Source organism: Maribellus mangrovi (assembly GCF_037646455.1).
In the GTDB taxonomy this organism is placed as follows: domain Bacteria; phylum Bacteroidota; class Bacteroidia; order Bacteroidales; family Prolixibacteraceae; genus Draconibacterium; species Draconibacterium mangrovi_A.
Map to the genome: position 1 here is coordinate 454102 of NZ_JBBIXN010000003.1, position 23695 is coordinate 477796.

Annotated in this window: 18 protein-coding genes; 7 read left to right on the forward strand and 11 right to left on the reverse strand. The window is 36.2% G+C overall.

The features are described 5' to 3' along the window. Positions 1 to 304: 304 nt before the first annotated feature. The 10 genes from WFY05_RS14790 to WFY05_RS14835 form a co-directional block, all read right to left on the reverse strand. On the reverse strand, positions 305 to 2020 hold the full coding sequence (locus WFY05_RS14790) for a vWA domain-containing protein (RefSeq protein ID WP_340113669.1): 1716 nt from the start codon (positions 2018 to 2020) through the stop codon (positions 305 to 307). Continuing rightward, positions 2001 to 3755 carry an AAA family ATPase gene (locus tag WFY05_RS14795; protein WP_340113670.1) on the reverse strand — a complete coding sequence of 585 codons (1755 nt, stop codon included), beginning with the start codon at positions 3753 to 3755 and terminating at the stop codon, positions 2001 to 2003. Before WFY05_RS14795 ends, WFY05_RS14790 begins: the two co-directional genes overlap by 20 nt. 1 nt (position 3756) lies before the next feature. After that, positions 3757 to 5334 (reverse strand): hypothetical protein, encoded by a 1578-nt coding sequence (locus WFY05_RS14800; RefSeq protein ID WP_340113671.1) that lies wholly within the window; start codon positions 5332 to 5334, stop codon positions 3757 to 3759. Further along, entirely contained in the window at positions 5327 to 8818 is a 3492-nt protein-coding gene (locus WFY05_RS14805) for a hypothetical protein (protein ID WP_340113672.1), read from the reverse strand. The genes WFY05_RS14800 and WFY05_RS14805 overlap by 8 nt, the downstream gene beginning before the upstream one ends. A 1-nt stretch (position 8819) precedes the next feature. Continuing rightward, positions 8820 to 9788 carry a hypothetical protein gene (locus WFY05_RS14810; protein WP_340113673.1) on the reverse strand — a complete coding sequence of 323 codons (969 nt, stop codon included), beginning with the start codon at positions 9786 to 9788 and terminating at the stop codon, positions 8820 to 8822. Between the two features lie 40 nt (positions 9789 to 9828). Next, positions 9829 to 10758 carry a hypothetical protein gene (locus tag WFY05_RS14815; RefSeq protein WP_340113674.1) on the reverse strand — a complete coding sequence of 310 codons (930 nt, stop codon included), beginning with the start codon at positions 10756 to 10758 and terminating at the stop codon, positions 9829 to 9831. Beyond that, positions 10755 to 11138 carry a hypothetical protein gene (locus tag WFY05_RS14820; RefSeq protein WP_340113675.1) on the reverse strand — a complete coding sequence of 128 codons (384 nt, stop codon included), beginning with the start codon at positions 11136 to 11138 and terminating at the stop codon, positions 10755 to 10757. Before WFY05_RS14820 ends, WFY05_RS14815 begins: the two co-directional genes overlap by 4 nt. A 493-nt stretch (positions 11139 to 11631) precedes the next feature. Continuing rightward, complete coding sequence (gene aqpZ, locus WFY05_RS14825) at positions 11632 to 12318, reverse strand: aquaporin Z (protein WP_340113676.1); 687 nt, start codon at positions 12316 to 12318, stop codon at positions 11632 to 11634. A gap of 135 nt (positions 12319 to 12453) precedes the next feature. Then, on the reverse strand, positions 12454 to 13689 hold the full coding sequence (locus WFY05_RS14830; protein ID WP_340113677.1) for an efflux RND transporter periplasmic adaptor subunit: 1236 nt from the start codon (positions 13687 to 13689) through the stop codon (positions 12454 to 12456). A 141-nt stretch (positions 13690 to 13830) separates the two neighbouring features. Continuing rightward, the gene (locus WFY05_RS14835) at positions 13831 to 14535 is read right to left on the reverse strand and encodes a hypothetical protein (protein WP_340113678.1); all 705 of its coding nucleotides are present in this window, start codon (positions 14533 to 14535) and stop codon (positions 13831 to 13833) included. Positions 14536 to 14576: 41 nt separating this feature from the next. Here WFY05_RS14835 and WFY05_RS14840 point away from each other — a divergent pair, with 41 nt between their 5' ends. The 3 genes from WFY05_RS14840 (at position 14577) to WFY05_RS14850 (ending at position 18691) form a co-directional block, all read left to right on the forward strand. Then, positions 14577 to 15275, forward strand: a complete 699-nt coding sequence (locus WFY05_RS14840; RefSeq protein ID WP_340113679.1) for a M48 family metallopeptidase — start codon at positions 14577 to 14579, stop codon at positions 15273 to 15275. 542 nt (positions 15276 to 15817) lie between these two features. After that, a complete protein-coding gene (locus WFY05_RS14845; RefSeq protein ID WP_340113680.1) occupies positions 15818 to 17281 on the forward strand; it encodes a TrkH family potassium uptake protein in 1464 nt (487 codons plus the stop codon). Positions 17282 to 17362: 81 nt separating this feature from the next. Beyond that, positions 17363 to 18691 carry a deoxyguanosinetriphosphate triphosphohydrolase gene (locus WFY05_RS14850; RefSeq protein WP_340113681.1) on the forward strand — a complete coding sequence of 443 codons (1329 nt, stop codon included), beginning with the start codon at positions 17363 to 17365 and terminating at the stop codon, positions 18689 to 18691. An 80-nt stretch (positions 18692 to 18771) separates the two neighbouring features. On the opposite strand, the gene WFY05_RS14855 is transcribed toward WFY05_RS14850, so the two are convergent. Beyond that, positions 18772 to 19542, reverse strand: coding sequence for a TIGR00266 family protein (locus tag WFY05_RS14855; protein WP_340113682.1), 771 nt, complete (start codon positions 19540 to 19542; stop codon positions 18772 to 18774). A 99-nt stretch (positions 19543 to 19641) separates the two neighbouring features. Here WFY05_RS14855 and WFY05_RS14860 point away from each other — a divergent pair, with 99 nt between their 5' ends. The 4 genes from WFY05_RS14860 (at position 19642) to glmM (ending at position 23415) form a co-directional block, all read left to right on the forward strand. Beyond that, positions 19642 to 20589, forward strand: coding sequence for a pseudouridine synthase (locus WFY05_RS14860; protein ID WP_340113683.1), 948 nt, complete (start codon positions 19642 to 19644; stop codon positions 20587 to 20589). Between the two features lie 94 nt (positions 20590 to 20683). Continuing rightward, positions 20684 to 21172 (forward strand): RNA polymerase sigma factor, encoded by a 489-nt coding sequence (locus WFY05_RS14865; RefSeq protein ID WP_340113684.1) that lies wholly within the window; start codon positions 20684 to 20686, stop codon positions 21170 to 21172. Positions 21173 to 21176: 4 nt separating this feature from the next. Continuing rightward, positions 21177 to 21860 carry a DUF8845 family protein gene (locus tag WFY05_RS14870; RefSeq protein WP_340113685.1) on the forward strand — a complete coding sequence of 228 codons (684 nt, stop codon included), beginning with the start codon at positions 21177 to 21179 and terminating at the stop codon, positions 21858 to 21860. 172 nt (positions 21861 to 22032) lie between these two features. After that, positions 22033 to 23415: a phosphoglucosamine mutase gene (glmM, locus tag WFY05_RS14875; protein ID WP_340113686.1), complete on the forward strand. Its 1383-nt coding sequence runs from the start codon at positions 22033 to 22035 to the stop codon at positions 23413 to 23415. Positions 23416 to 23695 lie beyond the last annotated feature (280 nt).

The following is a 23695-nucleotide window of genomic DNA, read 5'->3' on the forward strand; positions in this document are numbered from 1 at the left end:
TAGTACAACAGTATTTAATTAATTTTGACGCTTTCTTTTAAACACCCAAATGCACTTATTCGTAGTAATGAAATAAATTCGATTACAAAAACGGGCAAGCTCTTAAGAATTTGTTTAGATTTATTAAAAATGTCTTTTAACATTGCTAACGAAACACTTTTATCAAGTATTATCAAATTCAAAGCTACACATTATTGAAAACATAAAGTCATAATGATTATCAGGAACATTTAGAATTGAGGATTAATACTCAAACAGGAGAGATGGATATTACAAATGGAAGTTTATAATAACCTGGCTCTCATCATATTTCTATTTGATTAAATACTACATTTCTAATATCATTTACTGTAGATGCAAATTCAACAAATCCACCAACATTTCTTAATTCAGAATATTTATCTACTGCATTTTTGTTATCCATTAGGAATAAGAACACATCATTATCAAGATTGCATAATTCTGCTAGTAAAGTAAGTGTAGTTTGCCAATTCGGAATATCTCCATCAGTTATAATAACTACTACCGAACCTTCTTTTTTAAATTCAGTTAATCTATCAAGAGTATGCGTAGGGAAATTTGTTGAACTACCCTGATTAATCAGGAGCGTATCTTTGATTTTATTATAATCCTTTGTCCACTCACAAACTATTGGTCTTGAAGAGAAATTAACAAGGGCAATCTTTCCTTTTTTCTCTTCAAAGAATTTTATAAAACCAAAACAGGCAAGATAGGCTTCGTGTATTCTTGAACCTGCAATTGATTCATCACCCATACTACCAGAAGTATCTACTACCAAAAGTAAATCTGAATTATTTTTTTCATCCAAAGGCTCAGGAGAGTATTGTTGTTCCCATTTTTTTGTAGTGATACCGGGCAATATTTTTGGAGAAGTCTGTAATGATAATAGCATATCTAAATCCTCAATTGGGTCGCCAATCTTCCAAGTTGATGGATATGCCATATCATTCTTTGAGCCTTTCGACTTTTTTGAAATAATTGGTATTGCATCTATATTATTTTGCTCAAACCAAATTTTCTTTTTCTCCTTCTTATCATTGAATTTAATTCCAGCGATATTGAGTATTGATTCAAATTCGTCTATTGAAGTTTCCTGTGCTAGTTGGTTAATTGCACTTTCAATTTTCTCTGGGTCTTGAAAAACTAATTGCCCACCATCGTTAGTATCGTCTTTGCTAGGGATTGCATCGCTTATACATTGGGATTGTGAGTCAATATCACCTAATTCACTATTTTCTTGTGATTGTGAATTCCCATTCCCTGGTTGTTGTTGTTCAAAATCATTCTTGTCGAGTTCTATTAAATCCAATAATAGGTTAGTATATTTTTCTGTTTTATCAAGAAAAGATTCTGAATTGGTAATCCCGGTCTTTTCAAACTCACTTGCCAGCTTTTGAATTTTTTCTTTTAAGTCAATATCTGATTCATTAAGCTCGAGATTATTTTTCCATAAAGTTTCCTTTAATAAAAACATTAGTTTCCCATTTCTCGATGCACTTTGAAATGAATCTCCACTTCCTTTTTTTATCCAATTTATTTCACTTGTTAATGTTTCTTTTGGATGTTTAATGAAATTTTTTGTATCAATTATTATATCTGCAATTTGATTTGCAATACTTCCTGCTAAATGTGATATGCTGTTTTCAGATAAACTGTTTTTGTGGGTTTTATTAGTGTCTAAAATCTTTTTAATCATCCTAAATTGACCAATAACATCATAAGGGCAAGTCTGGTAATGTTCTATTTCGTGACGAGTCAGAACTTTTACTTCATCTTTAAACTCCTTAGTTCTTTCGGGAAGGTCTCCAAAATTCAAATGTATTTGCCAATTGCTACCTACGCTTATATAATATTCTCCACTTCTATAATTCTCTTCATCTTTGGTTAAAAATTTAACTTTGGGCATTGGAAGAGCTAGTAATCCAAAATACTCTTTTTGAAAAACTTCAAATATTGCTTCTTCTGCAATTTTCAGATATTTAGACAGTTTCTGTTCCAATTTTAAGAAGCTCCTTTTTAATACTATTTTCGGGACCTTGATAGAAGCAAAATAGTTTTACTCTTGTTGGCTTAGTTTCCAATATGAATTCATGAGATGATTTTGATAATGCAATTTTCCTTCCAATCGAGTATTCAAAGTTCAAATCATCACCATATACTGGAGAAAATAATGGCTTCAAGAAATCTGATTCTAATATTTTAGTAGCTTCTTCAATTTTTATCTCAATTTTTATTCTAGGATATTTTTCAGCCTTTAATCTTCTGATTTTATTTTCAACCTTGTTTGCAAGCAATTGGCGGTTACGAATCTTATATTCTCGTTTTAAAAACGAACTAATTTCATTTAGCTTGGTAATGTCATCCGTATCATCAATCATATTTTTGTAATCAAACATTTTTTCATAATACTCTTCGAGCTTTTGTAATTCAGGAAGAAGCTCCATTGTAATCAATAAATCATCTTCAACCTCAGTCGACTTGCTTATCAATTCTGTAAATTCTGCAGCAGAAAGTTTCGATTTCAAAGCATTATTAAATGATTGTATAAAATTTTCATACCTGTTTTTAAAGCGAGAATGAATTTGATTAATAATTGCTTTTGTACCTTCTAGTTCAGAGTTTACAGAAAAATCTTTATCCTCAAATTTGCTTTTAATATTTTCTTTCAAAAATTTCTTGCTTAGATTAGACCTATGCCATATTAAATAGGGAGCTATCGTTTTAATATGTATTGACGATACTTTTTCGTAACCAAGCAACCAAGCAAAAGCACGACCATATCTATATAAATCTTCCTTAACCCGTACACTTAATGGATTTCTTGTTTTATGACATATCTGACCTTCTACAAAATAGCGACATTCTCCTCCGTTAGTGCATAATCCATTGTCAACGGTTAAATCTTCGCTCGCTTCTTTGTTAAGCCTAACACAAAGTCTGTAGTCTGCGATAATATTATTAATAAATTCCTCGGCTTCAGGCTCATATTCAATTGAATCTTGAATATTATCCTGAATTGAATCCAAATCACTGTTGTGTAGCTTAAAATCAAAAGTTGATTTATTGTTAAGCTTATCTTTTTTCCCAATGGTTTGCATACTTAAATAATCGGGCATAGTAACAGGTAATGCTAGAGCAAACCTATCCATAAATGGCATCGGCAAATTAAAGTTTCCTTCGTCTGGGGGGTTCATTGTTGCAAACACTGTGAAATTTCCCACAGGGTAACTTTGATTTTGATATTTCACAATTCCTTCTGCTAGCAATGAAAGTAAAATGTTTTGAGCGTAAGGACTTAGCCTGTTTACTTCATCAATTATTTTCCATTGTGATTTAACAAAATCATTCCATTGAACTTCAATATTTCCATCCCTAATCTTTTTTTGCCCCATCAGTTGTTCAAGGTTCAACGAACCTAAAATCTTTTCTTCTGTAAGTTGTGGATGACCTCTTAATATAGCTTGTTCGATTTCATCACTTGTTTTGCCAAGAAACATCTGACCTAAATATTTTGACAAAGTAGTTTTTCCTCCTCCGTGACCACCATAGAGCATCATCGTGCCTTTTTTTACCAATGCATTTATCGTTGCCAATGTTTCAACAATATAAACAGGTCTATCCTTTAAGGCTTCATTATTAAATGAAACCCCAATTAACTCATCATTATGAACATATAAATTGTTATTTCTTAATTCATCAAGAAGGTCAATTATTTCAAGTGCTTTATCTGCCATTTTATATGTTCTTCGTAAGGTTAATATTGATTAGGTCATATTCTAAGAGTCTTTTAAATCTCTCTAAATTAGTTTCTAAAACAGCTTTACTTAGTAAGTACTCATCGCTACTAATTTCATCTAAATACTCCAGGTCATCTTTTATATCCGATTTCTCAATTGCTGATGTAAATTCTTTTTTGATATAATCGTATGAACCTAAAATTCCATCAACAAAATCATCATTTAATGCATCTAACAAATTATCCGTTATCTTGATATTCTCAATGAAGCTTTTTATCTCTTCAACTGCTCCTTCAATTTTTTCGACATCCGACACTTCCGTTTTTAACTTCCTTAAAATCTCAATCTTTTTATGTTCAAAATCTAATGTGATACTTGAAAAGAATTCAAGAATAGATTCTTTTGGATTGTTTTCTTCCAATGAATTAATTGATTTCTCGACTTTAGCATAAGCTGTTTTAATTTTAGAGATATCATTAGTATTAATCGATTTTATCGGATTATCCGAAATTATATTATTGAGAGTTAGAACATATTGTTCAATTTTACTTGCAAAAGCAAAACTTGACCATTTATCTTTATTACTATTAAGCTTAGTAACTTTTGCTTGTGGATTGTTAGTGTAAAAATCCTGACAGGCAGTATACGCTGTAATCGTCTTTTCCCAAGTGCCTGAAATTTCTATTTCTAAATAATCTGATATATTATTTTTCTCAGTATCAAAAACTAAATTTTTTTCGAATTTGTTGTAGAGAATTGCGATGTTGCCATCCTTTTCATTTTGAATGTCAATTGTTTTTAATTTTTCGATTGAATCTCTAATATCCTGTATATTACTATTTATATGTTCAATAATAGAGGAAAGGCTTATGTTTTCTTGATTAGTTGTTAGAAAATCTTTTTTCTCAACAACTTGTTTAATAATACTAAAGTGAAAATCAGCTTTTTCATCTATCTCAACTGTGTAGTCGTCATTATCGTTTTCTGCAAGGTTGTTTGTATAAAAGCTCTTTATATCAATAAAACTCAACTCTTTCATTTTAGAAAGGCCTTCCAATAAGTCATTTAGTTCCTCAATAAACTCAGGGAATTCCTCCTCGACTTTATCATTGGAAGTGAAAGAACTAATTATTCTCTTGTTAATATTTTCTTTTACTGATTTCCTTACATCTTCAAATAAAGAAAAGTTTGATTTAACGACATCTTTATTTTTAATAATGTTTTTAATGTTATTATCGTATGATGCGTACTCCTTGATTAAAAATTCGGTGATATATTTACGCGTCTTTGTTTCTAAACCGTTTGAACTTAATTCATCCAACCAATCAATAAACTTCTGAACACCAGGGGCTGTAATTATTTTATAAACTTCATAAAAGAATGATTTAATCTTTTTTTGATATTTAGTTAAATCTTCTATTGAACTAATTTGCTCTTTTTCTTTTTGAATTAAAGTGAATTTATCTGTTAAATCGTTATCATTAATTGCAGCAACTACATCTTGAGTATTAGCTTCTTTCTCAGCTAATGCAGTTTTGTAATTTTCCTGTATATCGTCAAAATTTATTTTACTCATTATCTTCAACTTTTATTAGGTCCAAAATGCTGTTTTCTACTACTTTCATATTCTCAACATCCTCTGAAATACTTTGAAGGTTCTCAATTATTTCATCCATCGTAGAAAGATTATTGTCAAACGAAGATTTTAATGTGCCTTGAAATGCTTTTATATCGTCATTTTTAATCCAAAATGTTTCTGCAGGTTTATATTTTTGTTGAAATATTTTATCATAGGTATCTCCTCCACCTAAATTTTTAAATGATTTTACAAAAAGTCCTGAATATAAATAGTTATCATTTCTAGGAGTCGAATACTTTTCTTTAAAAAGTTTTGTTTTCAAAGAGTCACTCGAATATAAATCATTAATTGTATCTTGTTTATCTTGTATTTTACCCTTATAAGATTGCAAAGAACTTTCAAGTTTTTTTGCGTCAGAGATAAATTCTTTAATTGTTTTTATCTTTCTGTCAATGGTTGTTTCAATATATTTTCCAATTAATAGGTTTGAAATACTGAAATTTTGTTCCAGGTATACGGTAAAAGGAATAATCGCTTTTGTGTAAAAGCTATCAATATCATTTACAACAATAAAATCATCTTTCTTACCCGTTAAATCTTTTAAGTTTTCTGAGATATCTAATAATTCTGAACTTAATTCTCGTAATTTGGATTTTCTACTTTCTAATTCAGATAATAAAGATGTTTTATAATCTTCAGAGTCTTCAATGCTATCAGAAATGATATTTAAGAACAACCCATCAAAAAAATAATTTTTATAGGTTGACACTCCTAAATAGTTTAAGTACGACTTATGAATTAAGTTTTCTTCATCCAGTAAACCGTTTATTTCTTCTACTTTTTTAACCTCAGAATATTCTGAAAATAATTCAATGTATTTTTTAATCCCTTTTGTGAGTTTATCAGATTGATGAAAATCATCAGCAAAACGAGGTAAGTCCTTTTTATATTTTTTCAAAAAACCATTATATCCAATAAGAGATAAATCTTCTTTATCGTCATCTGGGTATAATTTCAAATCTTGTATATTATGAAGTATCTCAACTAATTTTTCATCAATTTTTTCATTTTGTGCAAGAGAGAAACTTATAAAGCGTCTACTTGGTGAGCTAAACACTGTTTCAAGGTGGTCTTTATCACTTAGTTTTAAGGAGTAGCTATAGTCCTTAATTTTTTCAATGTCAGATACATATTTTTCTATTTCTTCGTTATACGATTTTTTGGCATCTATTGAAATTTGATTCAAAACACTATTGTCTCCTATTAGCAGTAAATCTTTATAATATTCTATCGTTCTTCTTGTTTGTTTATTTTCAGTCCAAGAGGCTTTTAGAACGACATCAACTATTTTATCTATTCTGATAATATTGTCTTCGTCATTATCCAAATATGTTTTTAAATCCTTTTCATCAATCTCTTTTTCATATAACCCAACTGTTGCAATTTCAGTAAGCGATGAGACAAAATCAGAGATTCGTTGGCTATTGTGAATTTGATAGGAGTCAATATTTTTAATATCAACTCGTTTTAGTTTATATGGTAATTCTTCTTTATCACCATTAAAACATAACCATTCTTTAAACTCATTTATTTGGCTATTCTCCTCAAGGTAAACCACATTTGTAATTAATTCACCATTACCGAAATAATTCTTTTTCTTATTCCAGTTTTCTTTAAAATATTCTTGAAGTGTTTCAAGATAAGATTCTAGAAGTTCTTCGCTTTCGTAGTTAGGAATAAGGATAACTTCTTCTTTATCATTTTTGTTCCAAATGAATATCTTATCTATTGAATCTACTTCTTCTATTTTTGAATCTAAGGATTTTTGTTTATAAGGTAATTTGGGAGAACCAATTGGTTGTTCAATGGCTTCTCGAATAGTCTTAAGGTTTAATTGAATATATAAACTATCTTCACGTTGTTGATTGATATCAAATAGGTCATATACATTTTTAAATGTTCTATCAATGTTTTCATAATCATCAACAATGCTATTTTGGGTCAAAAGAAAGTCGAGTATTCTTTTTATACTTTTGTCATTCTCATCCTCATAAATTGTAATCATATCATACAAAATACTCCATAAGGGATGTAAAAATGTATTAACAAGCGCTTTATCTGTGTTCGATTTGTCAAGATAACCAAAGCATATCTTTTTATCATTATCTGATATAGATTCCAGTATTAAGTCTAGATAATGAGATATTTTTTCAGCATCTATAGATTGGTATTCTTCTTGCTTCTTTAAATCTTTCTTTAATCCGTCTTTTAATGTGTTGAAATCAATTTTATCTTTTGAAACAGAAAAAAGGTGTTTCCCATCTAACAATACATTTTTGCTGTCATCATCATTGATTTCTATTTTTCTAGGACCTAGGCAAATTAATGATTCTTTTATGTGAAATTGTAATTGCGATTCATAATCATTAAATATTTCTGATTTTAGAAATACAACATTTGCTTCTCCCGTATCATCAATCGGGTCCTTAAATACAATGTTTTCTCTGACAAATGCATCAAAACTATGTTCCTTTAATTCGTCTAAGGATTGAAGATTATCTTTCAATTTCTTTATTTGTCCAGGTCTTGAACGAGATAACCACCAAATAAAATTAATATGTTCTTTAGGATAATCCCTTAAAAATGTTTTAGATAATGAAGCTACCGTTGGCATTTGCAATTGTTTTACAAATAATCTTCTTTGTTCTGCTGCATTACTATCCGATTTTTCTTTTAAGTCCTGATTTAATTCATAACCCGATGCAGGTCCATTTCCGATAATACAATAGTACTTAGTTGAAGAAATTGAAGCTACATCGTCAAAGAAATGACGTAACATACCACCACCAGAACTTTCAATTAGGCTTTTAAGTTCTTGGTATTTTGCTTCGAATTCATCTATCAGCAGTAGACACCTATGTTCACCATCAATTGCTTCTTTTATTTTTTGCAAACTAAACAATGGTAGTTGTTCATCTTTATATCCGCCATTGTTAGTTGTGTGTAATCTTGCTTGTTTGAATTTGGATAAATATTCTGTCAAAGTACCTTGGTCAAATGATGGAAAGTAAATTTCATTTCCTTCTATTTCATCAAAGTCTGAATTTCTTAAGAGTTCTGTCTGTGCTGATAATAAATCGCCTATTACTTTGCTTACATCTTTATTTGGCAGTTTTTCCAAATCATTCTTTTCAAGATAATTTTTAATCACAATGATGATATCATCCAAGTTTAACAGAAAAGCTGGAACACCAAGTATTGTCCAAGCATAATGAAACATATAATGTAATGTCGCAGTTTTTCCAATCCCAAATGCACCTTTCACCATTATTGGAGAAGTATCATCCTTTTTAACGCAAGCACTTTCTATTTGCTCCTCTACAGAAGTCCTCAAAGCCTTATGACCACTACTTAAATCAATCCATACTGTATTTCTAATTGACGAAACTAATTGCTTGTCTGTACTTACATAATTATCCATATTATTTTAATCTGATTCTAATTTCTTGTTTAATTCCATTTATGCCAATAAAATATAACCCACCAGTTAATTCATCATAAAGATTTGGAGTATTTTGCTTTATGACCTTTCCATTAATGTCTTTTAGCTCAACAATTTTTGGTTGTTTTATTGCTAGAATATATTTTTCATTGTCTTTAACAACTTTGATTTTTATTTCCACACCATCTATTTTCTTTTCAAAAAGTGACGTAGGTCTGTCCTTTAGTTTTCCTTTCTTTGCAGCAAGTGAATAATCTTGTTTAGAATCATTAATTAAACTTATGGTTTTGGTCTCTTTATCTACTGATTTCGGAAAATGAATTGAATTACCAATATTGAGAAAGACAGTTTTTTCTTCTCTTAATTCCTCAAATTCAATCAATGATTTTATTGACTGGCTTAAATATGCAGTATTTCTTATTTCTGATTTTCGAAACTCTTTTTGAACCTCTGTCAAGTTAACCTTAGTTTTATCAATATTTAATGCTCCTATATCTAAATTGCCCACAAATTCAGCTAATAACTCTGTCAAAATAGGTTGTTCATTCCAAGTCTCTATTATAAAATCAAACCCAACAATAGAATCATCTTTAATTAATATTTCATCATTCGCACTAAATTCAGTAAAAGGAGTAATTGGTTGTATTCTAATGAAGTTTTCGTTAGCAAATTTATTAACACCACTTACTACAAAAACCAAATATGGAAAGTTTCCAATGATTTGATTACCAAGTGCATCAAAATATTGTTGCTTACAAAGCCATACTTGACCTTTTTCTGCTTTAGGTCTGCTCTTTAATTGAAGAATCTTATTTTCTTTAACTTTAATCGAAGCAATTTCATCCTTAATATCATTAAATGAATTAGAAAGATTGCCTTTATCTATTGAGTTCTCTGGAATGTTCTCATTTTCAGATAAACTTTGCAAGAAATCAATTATCTTGTTCATTGTGTTTTGAATTTTTACTTCTACAATTAGTAAACCTTAATTATTTCATTTCGTCCAAGGTTTTATGTAATTTTTCTAGAAACCATACACCCTCTTGTTCATTATCTGGAATTAAACTTTCGGAAATAACCTTTGTAAATTGATTCGTTTTATAGTGAACAGTACTCTTTGGAATGTTATACTTTTCTGCAATGGATTTGAGTGAATTATTTCTGTCACTAAAAAAATAATCGAGATATATTGGAATATCCCTTTGTTCAAGTTTACTAACAATCTTTTCTATGGCTTGTGAAACAACATTTTCTCGTATTTCATTTTTAATTTGCTCATCCTCGCTTACTGCAAAAGAAGATTGGTCAAATAGCTGAAATACTTGATTGAATATTACATTTTGTTCAATAGGTCTATTAATTAAGCTAAACACATCATTGAGGGCTGTTTTAACACGTGGTTTATAATGCTTTGTTTTTTCTGTAATAGGAATTTTAGGAAGAATTGCTACAATATCGTTTATTGTTTCATCATCTAATACGGGATTGGAAAATATATTCTCTTTATTCCAAATAATCCCACTTTTAGTATTTTGACTAAAATAAATTTCATCTAGTATTTCCAAAGAGACTCGTTTTGAGTCGTCAAAACTAAGACCCAATTTGTTTTGATAATCTTTAATTTTATCTGCTACATATGAAACAATGATCGTTTTAAAATAGTATTCAATATAGTTTTCTGGAATTTTAAGATAATTTTTTAATTTTCCTTTCTCAAGAATGAAAATAAGTAGTTGTTGTGTAAAAGAGAGGACTTCCTCATCATTCCAATATTTATCCCTATTTGTATTATCATCTAATATTGTTTTTGGCCAGCTGAATTTATTCAAATAGTACTTTACTAATGAAACAATGTAATCGTATCCTTCAAGTGACATATTGCCTCTCGCCAATTCAATTATGTATTCTGCTTTTTTCATCCTTTACATATTTTAATTTGCCACTCGAAGTCTTGTAATTGAGATTCGTTTAGGGAATCAATACCATTCCAACCTTGGTCAAGATTTAATAAATCATCTATAATATACGGCATTGAAAGTTTTAATAAAAAGAAGGAATATTTTCCATCTCCTTTTAAATCAACCTTGAAAACACAACTTCCTTTTTGATATTCTTTTGTGGTGCCTGGAGCAAGTTGAACAGAGACTTCATCTTGTTTGATTTTTTCAACAATAGAAGGATGAAAATCTTCACTGTTTCTATTTTTAGCAAAATTACTTGTCCAAATATTATTCGGAGCTTTCCAAATTGAACCAATTTCTGGTTTGTAAATTTTCTTTAAAACTTCTAAGTAATCCATAGTTACTGTAATGTGAGAGTTGTTTAACGTCAGAACCTATTGGACAAATTTTTCTATAAACTTAAGAGATACTTTTTACATTTAAAATTAATAATTATGATAATTTTTATTTTGCTATTGAAATATTGCTAACTTTCTATTCATTCTCCTCCATTCATTTATGGTTTCAAGTTTTATTAGATATGCAACAAAAAGTTGTATACTATATTAAGATATATAGGTGATTCCTTACTTTTGAAAAATTAATGTCAATACTGGCATAAATAAAATCCATCCAAAATTAAGCTTCTGGAGTGCCCTTTCGAGGTGCAAAAATGCTATAAAAATACACTATTTTGCGATTTTAACAACGAGCTATCTATTTGAATATCAATACATTTGCAATCAACCAAAATCCACTGGCAGTCAAGAGGTCACCGGTTCGACTCCGGTATTCTCCACAAAAGGAGTATTTCGAAAGAATAACTCCTTTTTTTATTGCTCCAAATTCAGCTTATTCTTTTTCCGGCGACAATGCTTTGTACACAATTCCGGCAATAATTGCACCGATGATCGGGGCTACCCAGAATAGCCAAAGCTGACCCAAAGCCCAGTCGCCAACAAAAATAGCCTGGCTGGTGCTTCGTGCCGGGTTAACCGAAGTATTGGTGATGGGAATGCTGATGAGGTGGATAAGCGTGAGCGACAGCCCAATAGCAATGCCGGCTAATCCTTTCGGAGCTTTTGAGTGCGTTGCTCCTAAAATTATAAAGAGGAAGAAAAAGGTCATCACGATTTCGGCAATGAGGCCTGAAACCATACCGTATCCATCGGGAGAATGGGCGCCATAACCGTTGGCGGCAAAGGTGCCAATCTCAGCCCCGGGTTTTCCGCTTAGGATTAAATACAAAATAAGCGCACCAAAGGTAGCTCCCAGAACCTGGGCAATAATATATGGGATCAGGTCTTTACCGTCGAAACGACCCCCGGCCCATAAACCAAAGGAAACTGCCGGATTTAAATGACAACCGGAGATGTGACCAATGGCGTAAACCATGGTTAATACGGTTAATCCGAAAGCAAGTGCTACGCCTGCAAAACCAATTCCAAGTTCCGGATAAGCTGCGGCAAACACAGCACTTCCGCACCCGCCGATTACCAACCAGGCGGTGCCAAAAAATTCTGCAACTAATTTTTTCATAATTGTGATTTAAGACTAACTGTTTGTAGTCGGGTGAATTACAGACAATTTACTACATTTTGTTGAAAAATTCCACACTGAGAAGAAATTAGCAGCTACAAAAATGATAGTGTGCGTTTTAGTGGCCGGGAAAGTTTATTGAAGTTGTTTCTTCTTTACGCGAAATTTATCAGGTCCGTTTTCAACGTCAGGATACCCAAATAAAATACGGTCACCTTCAGTGGCGCCCGAAAGAATTTCACACCAGTCGTTGCCAATCGTTCCGAAAAGAATAGTTGTTTTTGTGGCCACTCGGTCGTTAAGTTTATACAGCAAATGTTGACTGGTGTTTTCGAGTTCGTGAAACTTTTTTACCCGAAGCACATTGTCATGGCTGCGGCTGATGACTTCAAGCGAAACACTTTTGTTGATTTCGAGACCCGCGTGTTTTTTATTGTTAAGATGGACGTTAAAGTGAATCATCTGATCTTCGATCATTGGAGTGATCTCACCGACAACACCTTCGAGCCGATCATTATCAACATCAACAAATACCTTGTTGCCGGTTTTAATACGCGATGCATACTTTTCATTGACCCATCCCACTACTTTAAACGACGACATGTCAGACATGCGCAACAGCATCGCATCCTGCTCGATCCGTTGTCCCTCGCTGGTATTTATGGCGAGAATAACTCCGTCAGCCGGAGCTTTTACTTTTAACTGATTGAGTAAGGCCTGCTTCTCTTTCAGATTTTTTTCCTGGCTGTGGATCTGCAACAACAAACCCGATTCGTCGGCTTCCATTTGCTGGATGCGGATTGAGTTCTTTTCTTTTTGATTTTGAAGGTCGGTTTCCGCTAATTGAACTTCCTGCCTGGTACGCTCTACCCTTTCTTCCGAAATTGTTCCTGCTTCCAGCATTTCTTCCTGTTTAGCTAAGTTCGATTTCAATGTGGCGATGCGAAGCTTTTTTACCTCCTCATTTCTATCGAGGCTTAATCGGGTATCTTGGGCACGGAGTCTTGCTTTTTCGAGTGAGTTTTGTTTTATTTCCAGCTGGTTCTGCATCCGATCGATTTCACTCAAAACACTTTTTTTGTCCAGTTCAAGCAGAAGTTCACCTTTCTTAACCTTGATGCCGGCATTTTTATACACTTTCTCGATGATGTTACGGTCGGGCGATCGAACGATGATTTCTTCATCCGACTCAACAATTCCGGATGCATGTATGGATAAAGTCACCGGTCCGCGACCAACTTCTGCAACCGAATATGATGTTTGCTGATCCTGGTATGCTGAGTTGTTGTTTTGAAGTAGAAAAATGCCCAGAAATACTAAAAGGCCGGAAATCACGGCTGTAATTATAATTAACCTGGTATTTTTTCCCATCTAAAGCGCTGGTTTTGATTTAACGTTTAACTGTTTTTCAAAGGTACTAAAAATGAGGTATTATTAAACAGTAAAAATAAAGCGTCCGAAAATTAAAAAAGGTGGCACGCTGTACCACCTTCCATTTAATATTTTATCAGTTTATTTATTGATCTTTGCTTCGTACAACTTCTGAACGGCATGCAAATATTTAAGGTCCATTTTATCCGATCGGATCCGTACCACTTCGGATAACTTTCCGTTTTTATAGATGGATGCATTGGCTGCATCAAATTCGTGACCTTCCCAGTTGTATTTTACGTCCATCGACACTTTTATAAAATCTTCGGCATCGAGGTATTGCGAAATTTCAATATACGCGAAGGTTGGATCGTCGGCATTCACGTATATTCCCGGCGCTAACTCTTCGAGATTCAGAAACTTTACAATTTTTGTACGTGCCTCGAGCTTGCCTTTCAGCTTTTTGTTCATCAGGAAATTTATACCTTGGTTAACATATGCTTCCTGAATTTTTTCTACCAGATCGATGGTTGGAAGGTGACGTAAACGAATGGCGTCGAGGCTGGTTGTGCCGATTGTAATATAAGCCTTTCCGGCATCGAAGTTCCAGTCGTACTGTTTCTCAATGTTTTGTGTTGCACGTAAAATCTCTTCCAGGGGATACTGCTTGGCGAGTATCATGTAGATGTAGATTGAGTCTGCATCGGTAGGTAATTCGTGGTAGTAACCGGGGAAAGGATTTAACGAGTCGAAAACCAGGCTGCCTTTCAATATTTTATCTTCCAGCGCCAATACGGTATCGTTTTTTGTAAGATTAACAAATACTTCCATTTTTTTATTTGCCATGTTTGATATATTTGGTCTTTGTTATCAATAATAATTAACACATGCCGGAGCAAGTAGTTCACTTAACTGAGATTGGCAAGGTGACTTTTTCAAGAAATCGCCGTTCTAAAAATATAAAATTAAGTGTAAAGCCCGATAAATCGGTGCGGGTTTCCTTCCCTTATTATGTATCAAAGAAGAAAGTGCTTAGTTTTTTGCTCGAAAATCAGGTGTGGATCAGGCAGCAACAGTCGAAAATGCACGACCGAAAAACAAGGGTGGACGAGGGCACGGAGGTCAAGAGTAAAATGTATACCATTAAATTTGGTGTTGGTCCGGTTAACCGAGTTTCGAAAAAGGAGAGCGTGATTGTTATTCGCGTACCCGATTTTGATACTGAAGAGTCGCAGGCTTACATCGAAAATTGCCTCACTGAGGTTTATCGTTTTGAAGCCAAACTGCTGTTACCGGTGCGTTTAAAGGAACTGGCCGGGCAGTATGGATTTTCGTATCAGAAGGTGACCATTAGAAATAACCGAAACAATTGGGGAAGTTGCTCTTCGAAAAACAACATCAGTCTGAACCTGCAGATGATGAAATTGCCTGATCAATTAATCGATTATATTTTGCTGCATGAACTGGTTCATACTGAAATAAAAAACCATAGTCCGGCATTTTGGAAAAGACTGGATGAAGTAACCGGTAACCGGGCCAGAGAACTTTCACGACATGTCAGGGAATATTCAACTTACACCTTGTAACCGCAGATTTTCCCATTTTTCTGGTACGCATGGATTAAATTATCCTGAATACCTTCCATCTTTTATCCCAAACCTTTTATTGAGTTTGCAGAGTTGTTACTTTTGTTCCCGGAATAAATGAACGCAAAAGTTGAATAAGATTTTTATATTGTTTTTTTGCCTCATTTTGGCTTTCTTGCTGCACTCAGCAGTTCAGGCGAATCATTCATCGTATATTCTTGATTCCGAAACCGAGCATTATCAATCCGATATAGATTTAGTTGTAAAGCAGGACTCGCTGAGCTCCGTGGAAAATGAAGACCACCGGTTCGTAAACTTTATTTTTCCAGACAACTCTAGCGACTTATTCAGTAGGAGAAGTCCCGTTTATTCACTGGTACTGTCTTCAGAAAATGGTTTCCGACAAAGTCCTGTACTGATCTTTTATACCAACCTGCCTCCGCCACTTTTTGCTTAACAAAAGGTTTTGTAAATTAGATAGGTGAATCATCGTTTCAGTTGTTTTAAAATACTGATTGGGCGGATCCGTTCCGCTGTATAGTATGAATAAATCAAAAATAAATACCTTACTTCTGCTTCATTTTGTCTCGATCGTTATGGTTTTCGAGAGTATCTTTATGTTGTTTGCTGTTCTCGTTTCTTATTATTTTCACGAGGATGTGGCCTCAAGAATGTTGCTGGCATTTGGGGGAACTGCATTTACCGGTATTGCATTAAATGTGCTCACACAAAGGGCGCGTCATCAGGAACCGAACATCCGCGAGAGTTTTATCATTGTAAGTTTGGGTTGGGTGATCATGGGACTTGTAGGCACCGTTCCTTATCTGGCAACAGGTAGTATTCCCTCGTTCACCAACGCGTTTTTCGAATCATTCTCGGGATTTACCACTACAGGATCTTCCATCCTGGCTAACATCGAGGCTTTGCCCAAAAGTGTATTATTGTGGCGTGCCGAAACGCACTGGATCGGCGGAATGGGAATTATCGTTTTGGTAATTGCCGTCATGCCTTTTCTGAAAATCCACGGGATCTACCTTTTCTATTCCGAAGCATCGAGTTTGGATAACGACAGAATGTCGACCAGGATTACCAGGGTGGCCCGAAACCTTTGGTTTATTTACCTTGGCCTTACGCTTGTTGAAATCATCATGCTTTTACTCGGTGGAATGTCACTTTTCGATAGTGTTTGCCATTCTTTTGCAACGGTTGCAACCGGTGGTTTCTCCACTAAAAACGATAGTATAGCCGGATTTTCACCATACATTCAGTATGTGATCATTCTGTTTATGTTGTTATCGGGAACCAACTTTGCCGTGCATTTTCTTTTGATTCGAGGGCGACTTAAAGATGCCTTTCGCAACGAAGAGTTTCGCCTTTATCTGAAGATCATTTTTCTGGTAGGCTTTGCGCTCAGCCTGGTATTGTTTTATCAGCATCCGGAATACAACTTTGAGCATTCCATTCGAAATGCGTTTTTCCAGGTGGTATCGATAATTACTGCAACAGGTTTTGCCACGGCCGATTACCTGCAATGGCCCGAGCAGGCAATTGGATTGATTGTTATGCTTATGCTCATTGGCGCTTCAGCCGGATCGACAGGAGGCGGTATAAAAGTTATCAGGCACCTGATTGCCTATAAGCGTTTAAAACAAACTTTTATCGAAATTTTGCACCCCAACCGGGTGACTATAATTCGCTACAACAACCAAAGCATTAAAGAAGAATTTCTGCGGCAGATAATGACCTATATTTTTGTGTATTACATGTTCCTTATTGCCGGCACAATAATTATGATGTTCTGGACTCGCGACCTGCCAACATCGTTCGGAGCGGTGGCAACAACTATGGCGGGGATTGGTCCCGGATTTGGTACCGTTGGTCCGGTGAGCAACTTTTTGCATTTACCGTCAGGAGCCAAATATTTCCTTTCCTTTTTAATGTTGATCGGGCGCCTTGAGATTTATGCCGTGTTGGTTATCTTTTCACGAACTTTCTGGCGCGATTAATTGGGGCACAGTTCTTAAATAATCCGCTTTCTGCTTTTTGGCTAAAAGAATTCATTTATTTTCGTGGAACAAACATAAATAATGGATTGGAATAGACTCATTTCAACAAAACGGCTCGGGATGGAAGATCACCAGTCGTCGGCTTCACATGAGGACCGTACACAGTTTCAGCGCGATTACGACCGATTGATTTTTTCATCGCCTTTCCGAAGGATGCAAAATAAAACACAGGTATTTCCATTGCCTGAGCATATTTTTGTTCACAACCGGCTGACACACAGCCTCGAGGTAGCCAGTGTTGGCCGATCGCTGGGGAATCTACTGGCCGAAAAACTTGCACCGCGTTATCCCGATAATCCATTTATCTATGAAATAGGAACAATCGTTTCTGCGGCTTGCCTGGCTCACGATCTTGGAAATCCGCCTTTTGGCCATTCAGGCGAGGCAGCCATTGCCAACTTTTTTTTAAAGGGAAACGGCGAACATTTTGAAAAGGAATTAAGTGAGGGTGAGTGGAAAGATTTTACTCATTTTGATGGAAATGCCAATGCTTTCAGAACACTAACTCACCAGTTTAACGGGAAACGAAGTGGCGGTTATGCACTTACTTATTCCACATTGGCGAGTATAGTGAAGTACCCGTTTGAATCTGTGCAGGCTACTAAACAGAAATTTGGCTTTTTTCAGTCGGATAAAAAAAGTTACCTGAAGATTGCTGAAACTCTTGAGATTGCCCGAAAAGAAGATGGTAGTTTTTGCCGACATCCGCTGGTTTACCTGGTGGAAGCTGCCGATGACATTTGTTACCAGATCATGGATTTGGAAGATGCTTTTAAACTGGGAATTCTGGGCTATGATCAGATTAAAAAACTGTTCCTCGATTTTTACGATAATGAAGTTGAAAATGCAACCTTGCAGCGGATAAAGGACACCCTGCAAAAAGTTACTGATCGGAATGAGCAGATCAGTTACCTGCGGGCCGGGGTGATCGGGAAGTTGATTTACGAAAGCATACGTATTTTCGAAGAGAATGAAGCCGCCATCATGTCGGGCGAGTTTAAAGGAAGCCTGATCGACCAGCTTTCAACCGTTCCGGCAGCTGCAATGAAATCCGTTCAGCACATTTCAGTCCATGAGATTTATGCGCATCGTTCGGTAGTTGAAATCGAGATCGCAGGTTATAAGATCATTGGTACTTTGCTCGAAGAGTTTGTGGAAGCGATTATGAATCCGAAGGATAAATACAGTCGGAAAATATTGTCGTTGTTGCCGGATCAGTATAAAAGCAGCGAAGAAACAACGTATCATAAAATTCAATCGGTTGTCGATTTTGTGGCCGGCATGACCGATGTTTTTGCCCTCGACCTGTACCGAAAAATTAAAGGAATAAGTTTGCCGGGCGTAGTATAGGAAAGTGAGGAGTATTCAGTCGCAGTATTCATTTAAGCAGTCTGATCACTGCAACTGACCACTGTCAACTCTTTTTCGGGCTATCCTTCCAAAAGTTGATCGAGTAATCCGGAACGACCTTCTTTTCGTGTATTTCCGCCACGGGGCGAAAGTTCAGCAATTAATTTTCTGATGGGCATGCTTTGCAACCACACTTTTCCTGTGCCTCTCAATGTGGCCAGGAAAATTCCTTCGCCGCCAAAAACCATCGAGCGTAATCCTCCTGCCTGTTCAATGCTGTAATCGATTGATGTTTCAAAACCCACAATGCAACCGGTATCAACACGCAGCGTTTCGTTGTTCAGTTGTTTTTCGATTACTGTTCCGCCGGCATGAATAAAGGCTTTTCCATCGCCATCAAGTTGCTGAAGAATAAAACCTTCGCCGCCAAAGAATCCGGCGCCCAGTTTCCTGCTGAAAGTGATCGAAATTTTTGTGCCAAGAGCAGCACACAGGAATGCATCTTTTTGAACAATGATGCGATTACCGTGATCGGGCAGGTTCAGTGGAATAATGGTTCCCGGGTACGGTGCCGAAAAGGCCACCCTCTTTTTGCCCCAGCCCTGGTTTGAAAAGTGAGTGAGGAAGAGCGATTCTCCGGTAATTAATCGTGAGCCCGCCGATAACAATTTGTCAAAAAAACCGGAGCTAGGATTACTCCCGTCACCCATTTTGGCTTCAAACTGAATACCGTCTTCCATGTACAACATGGCACCGGCTTCGGCAATAACTGTTTCAGCTGGATCGAGCTCTATTTCTACTAGTTGGACATCGTGACCTTTAATTTCGTAATCAATTTCGTGTGATTGCATAACAGTAAAACATTTTATTTGCCGACTAATTTAATGGATTTGAAGTAAAAAAATTTGAAATCGGAATTTTTATCGATCTTTGCAGAAAGAATTTAAGACATGCAAAGAGGAAAAAACACCGGGAGAGGTGGTGCAAGAAGAAAAAGTGATCCAACAGGACCATCGAAAAGAGGTGCAGCGAGAGGAACAGGTAAACGTTTGGGTAAATCTCGTGTGGTCGAAAAAGAATCAGGGCGAAAAGAATTTACTCCGGGAAAAGCGAGAACCCGACGTTTTGAGAAAATAAAACCGGCAGCTAAAAGGAGCAGTAAAGTTGCCAAAGCAGAAAAGATGCCTGAAGAAAGCATGCGCCTGAATCGATTTATTGCCAATGCTGGTGTTTGTTCGCGTCGCGAAGCTGATAAATACATTGGTGCCGGACTGGTGACCATCAACGGGAAACAGGTGACTGAACTGGGCACTAAAGTGATGCCCGGCGACGAAGTACGATTTGACGGGCGGAAGCTTTCGGCCGAACGAAAAGTATACTTGTTGCTGAATAAGCCAAAAGATTTTGTAACCACAACCGACGATCCGCATGCCGACAGAACCGTGATGGAACTGGTGAAAAATGCCTGCGACGAACGCATTTATCCGGTGGGGCGTCTTGACCGAAATACAACCGGATTGTTGCTTTTTACCAACGATGGAGCTTTATCGAAAAAGTTGACCCATCCGAGCCATCAGATGAAAAAGATCTACCAGGTTACGACTGACAAACCTGTAATAAAAGCCCACATTGAAGCCATTGCAGCCGGGATTGAACTGGAAGATGGTTTTATTGCTGCCGATGCCGTGAGTTACATTGATCGCGAAGCCAAAACCGAAGTAGGAATTGAAATTCACTCGGGGAAGAACCGTATTGTTCGCCGTATTTTTGAGCATTTTGGCTACCGGGTGAAAAAACTTGACCGTGTATTTTTTGCCGGCCTTACCAAGAAGAACCTTCCGCGTGGCAAGTGGCGGATCTTATCAGAAAAAGAAGTTAAATTCCTGAAAATGATCTAAGCGATGACTTTCTCCGAGTTTAAATCCAGGAAATTATGCTATCACCGATTAGCTCATGTAATTTTTAGCCCGATCAAAGACTAATAAACCGATTTTGGAAAAGGAATTCTTACAAATAATTCAAAAGAACCAGGGTATCGTTCACAAGGTGTGCAATATCTATTGCGATACACAGGATGACCGGAACGACCTTTTCCAGGAAATTGTGGCGCAGCTTTGGCGCTCTTATCCATCGTTCAGGAGAGAATCCAAAGTTTCTACGTGGATGTACAGGGTAGCGCTAAATACGGCTATTACTTCTTTTAAAAAGAGCAAAAGAAGACCCGACCAAAATCGATTGACATACGATAACTTTCAGATTGAAGACGAGGTTTACGATGCAGAAGTTGAAGAGCAAATAAAAAGTCTGCATAAAGCGGTAAATCAGTTAACCGGTGTGGAGAAGTCGATTATTCTGCTGTTTTTGGAGAATAAGAAATACGAGGAAATTGCAGAGATCACCGGCATCACCCAGAATTATGTAAGGGTGAAAATGAACCGGATTAAGAAGAAGTTGAAAAAGCTGATGGATACTGAAGAATAAGAACATGGAATTAAAGGACCTGAAGAAAACATGGGAGAAAATGTCGGCAGGCCGTGAACTGGACGAAGATCAGCTTCGCGAAATGTTGAGCAAAAGGACCAAAAGCCTGATTGAGCGGATTGATCGCAACATTAAAATCGGCTTCGTGGTTTTGTTTGTGCTGATCCTGCTCTTTGCTTTCGACGATTTCCTGTTGTCGCCACAATTGTTGAATAATATGACCCGGGGCGTGAATATGCCCTACTGGCTGGTATTCTTGAGTGTTTTTGCCAACGCGCTGATCATCACTACGTTTATATATTTTGTAGTGAAATATTACCGGGTAAAACGCACCTGCGATGTAAGTTGCGAGCTCCGCGAAACCCTCAAAAAAATTATCCAAACACTTTTGTTGTACAAACGTTTGTTCTACCTGGCGCTGGTAACTTTTATGGTGGCCATCGGGCTGTCGTTTGTTTCCGGAATGTTCGAAGGAGTAAACGCAACCATTGAAGATCAGGGCGCTCAGTTGGCCGACATCGAGGCTCAGCAACTTATTCTTATTATTCTGATCGGACTTGCAGTCCTTACTATCCTGGTTGGTGGTGTATTTCTATTTTTGCGCTGGGGATTCCGAAAGCTTTACGGTAATTACATTAACAAGCTGAAAACTACGCTAAAAGAACTCGAGACGCTGGAAGAAGATTAAGGATTATTTGTTCTGATTCTCGGGGAACTATCACTTTCTTATATCAACTGTTAACTTGTTGTGTTTTTTGTTTTACTCTTGTTGCATTTTGGTCAATTCTGCTTTACATGATTTCTATCTGCTAAATATCTTGTCCCGATTTGTATATTTGGGCTCAAAATAAACGAATATAATGACCTTAATAAAATCTATTTCGGGGATACGCGGAACCATTGGAGGAAAACCGGGCGAAGGTTTAAGTCCGCTTGACGTGGTGAAATTTACGGCTTCATATGCAACATGGGCCAAAGAAAAATCGGGTAAAGAAACCATAAAGGTTGTAGTTGGTCGCGATGCCCGGATATCCGGTGAAATGGTGAGTTCTCTGGTAGTAGCCACCCTTAATGGTATGGGCTGCAATGTGGTTAACATTGGTTTGGCTACAACGCCAACAACCGAAATTGGGGTTACCGAGGAAAAAGCGGACGGAGGAATTATTTTGACCGCCAGTCACAATCCAAAACAATGGAACGCATTAAAATTGCTCAACTCGGCAGGCGAGTTTCTGAATGCCGAGGAAGGTGCCCGAATTCTTGAAATTGCTGAGGCCGAGGATTTTAACTTTGCCGATGTAGACGAGCTTGGCGAAATCTCTGAAAAAGATTATACCGATATTCATGTTCAGCATGTATTAAACCTCGACCTGGTAGATGTTGAGGCAATAAAAAATGCCAATTTCTCGGTGGCAGTTGATGCCGTAAATTCGGTGGGTGGTATTGCAATGCCGGCTTTGTTTAAAGCGCTCGATATCGAGAATGTGGTGGAGATTAATTGCGAGCCTACCGGTCATTTTGCACATACTCCTGAACCAATTCCGGAGAACCTGGTTGAGACAGCCGAAATCATTAAAAACAGTAAGGTAGATGTTGGTTTTGTGGTCGATCCAGATGTGGATCGCCTTGTGATCATCAACGAAGATGGCAGCATGTTTAACGAAGAATATACGCTGGTGGCCGTGGCCGATTATATATTGAGCCAAACTCCCGGAAATACGGTTTCGAACCTTTCGTCGAGCCGGGCTTTGCGCGACATTACCGAAAAGCATGGCCATACATATAGTGCGGCTGCTGTTGGCGAGGTAAATGTGGTAGCTAAAATACGCGAAACCAATGCTGTTATTGGTGGCGAAGGAAACGGCGGAGTGATTTATCCGGCCAGCCACAGTGGTCGCGATGCGCTTGTGGGAGCAGCCTTGTTCTTGACTCATTTGGCAAAAAGCGGCTTGAAATGTTCTGAACTCAGGAAAACTTATCCTGATTATTTTATCTCAAAAAATAAGATTGAACTAACACCTGATATCGATGTTGATGGAATTTTAGTCAAGGTTAAAGACTTGTATTGCAAAGAGCAAGTTACCGATATCGACGGTGTGAAAATAGACTTTGCGGATTCGTGGGTTCATCTTCGGAAATCGAATACCGAACCTATTATCCGGATTTATGCCGAGGCCAAATCAACGGAGGCAGCAGAACAACTGGCTGCGAGCATTATTGACAAGATAAAATCTATCATTTAGTTCTACTTGGCTGTCTTGCAGTTGTTTATGTCTGTAAAATTAAATAAACATAAATAAATTCGTTTGTAGGGATTCCGGGTGTCATTTTGTGATAAAAATGAATATACCTTTGTGGTGAAAACAATTAATAACATTCCCAGCGTGCTGGAAATGAACAGAAAAGACTTCCGAAAAACCACCACACTGATCTCCTTGACTTACGAACTCTGATTTAGTTTTGTTGGATAAAACAATTAAAAGCCATGAAATGAGACCCGATTATTCGGGACGAATTACATAC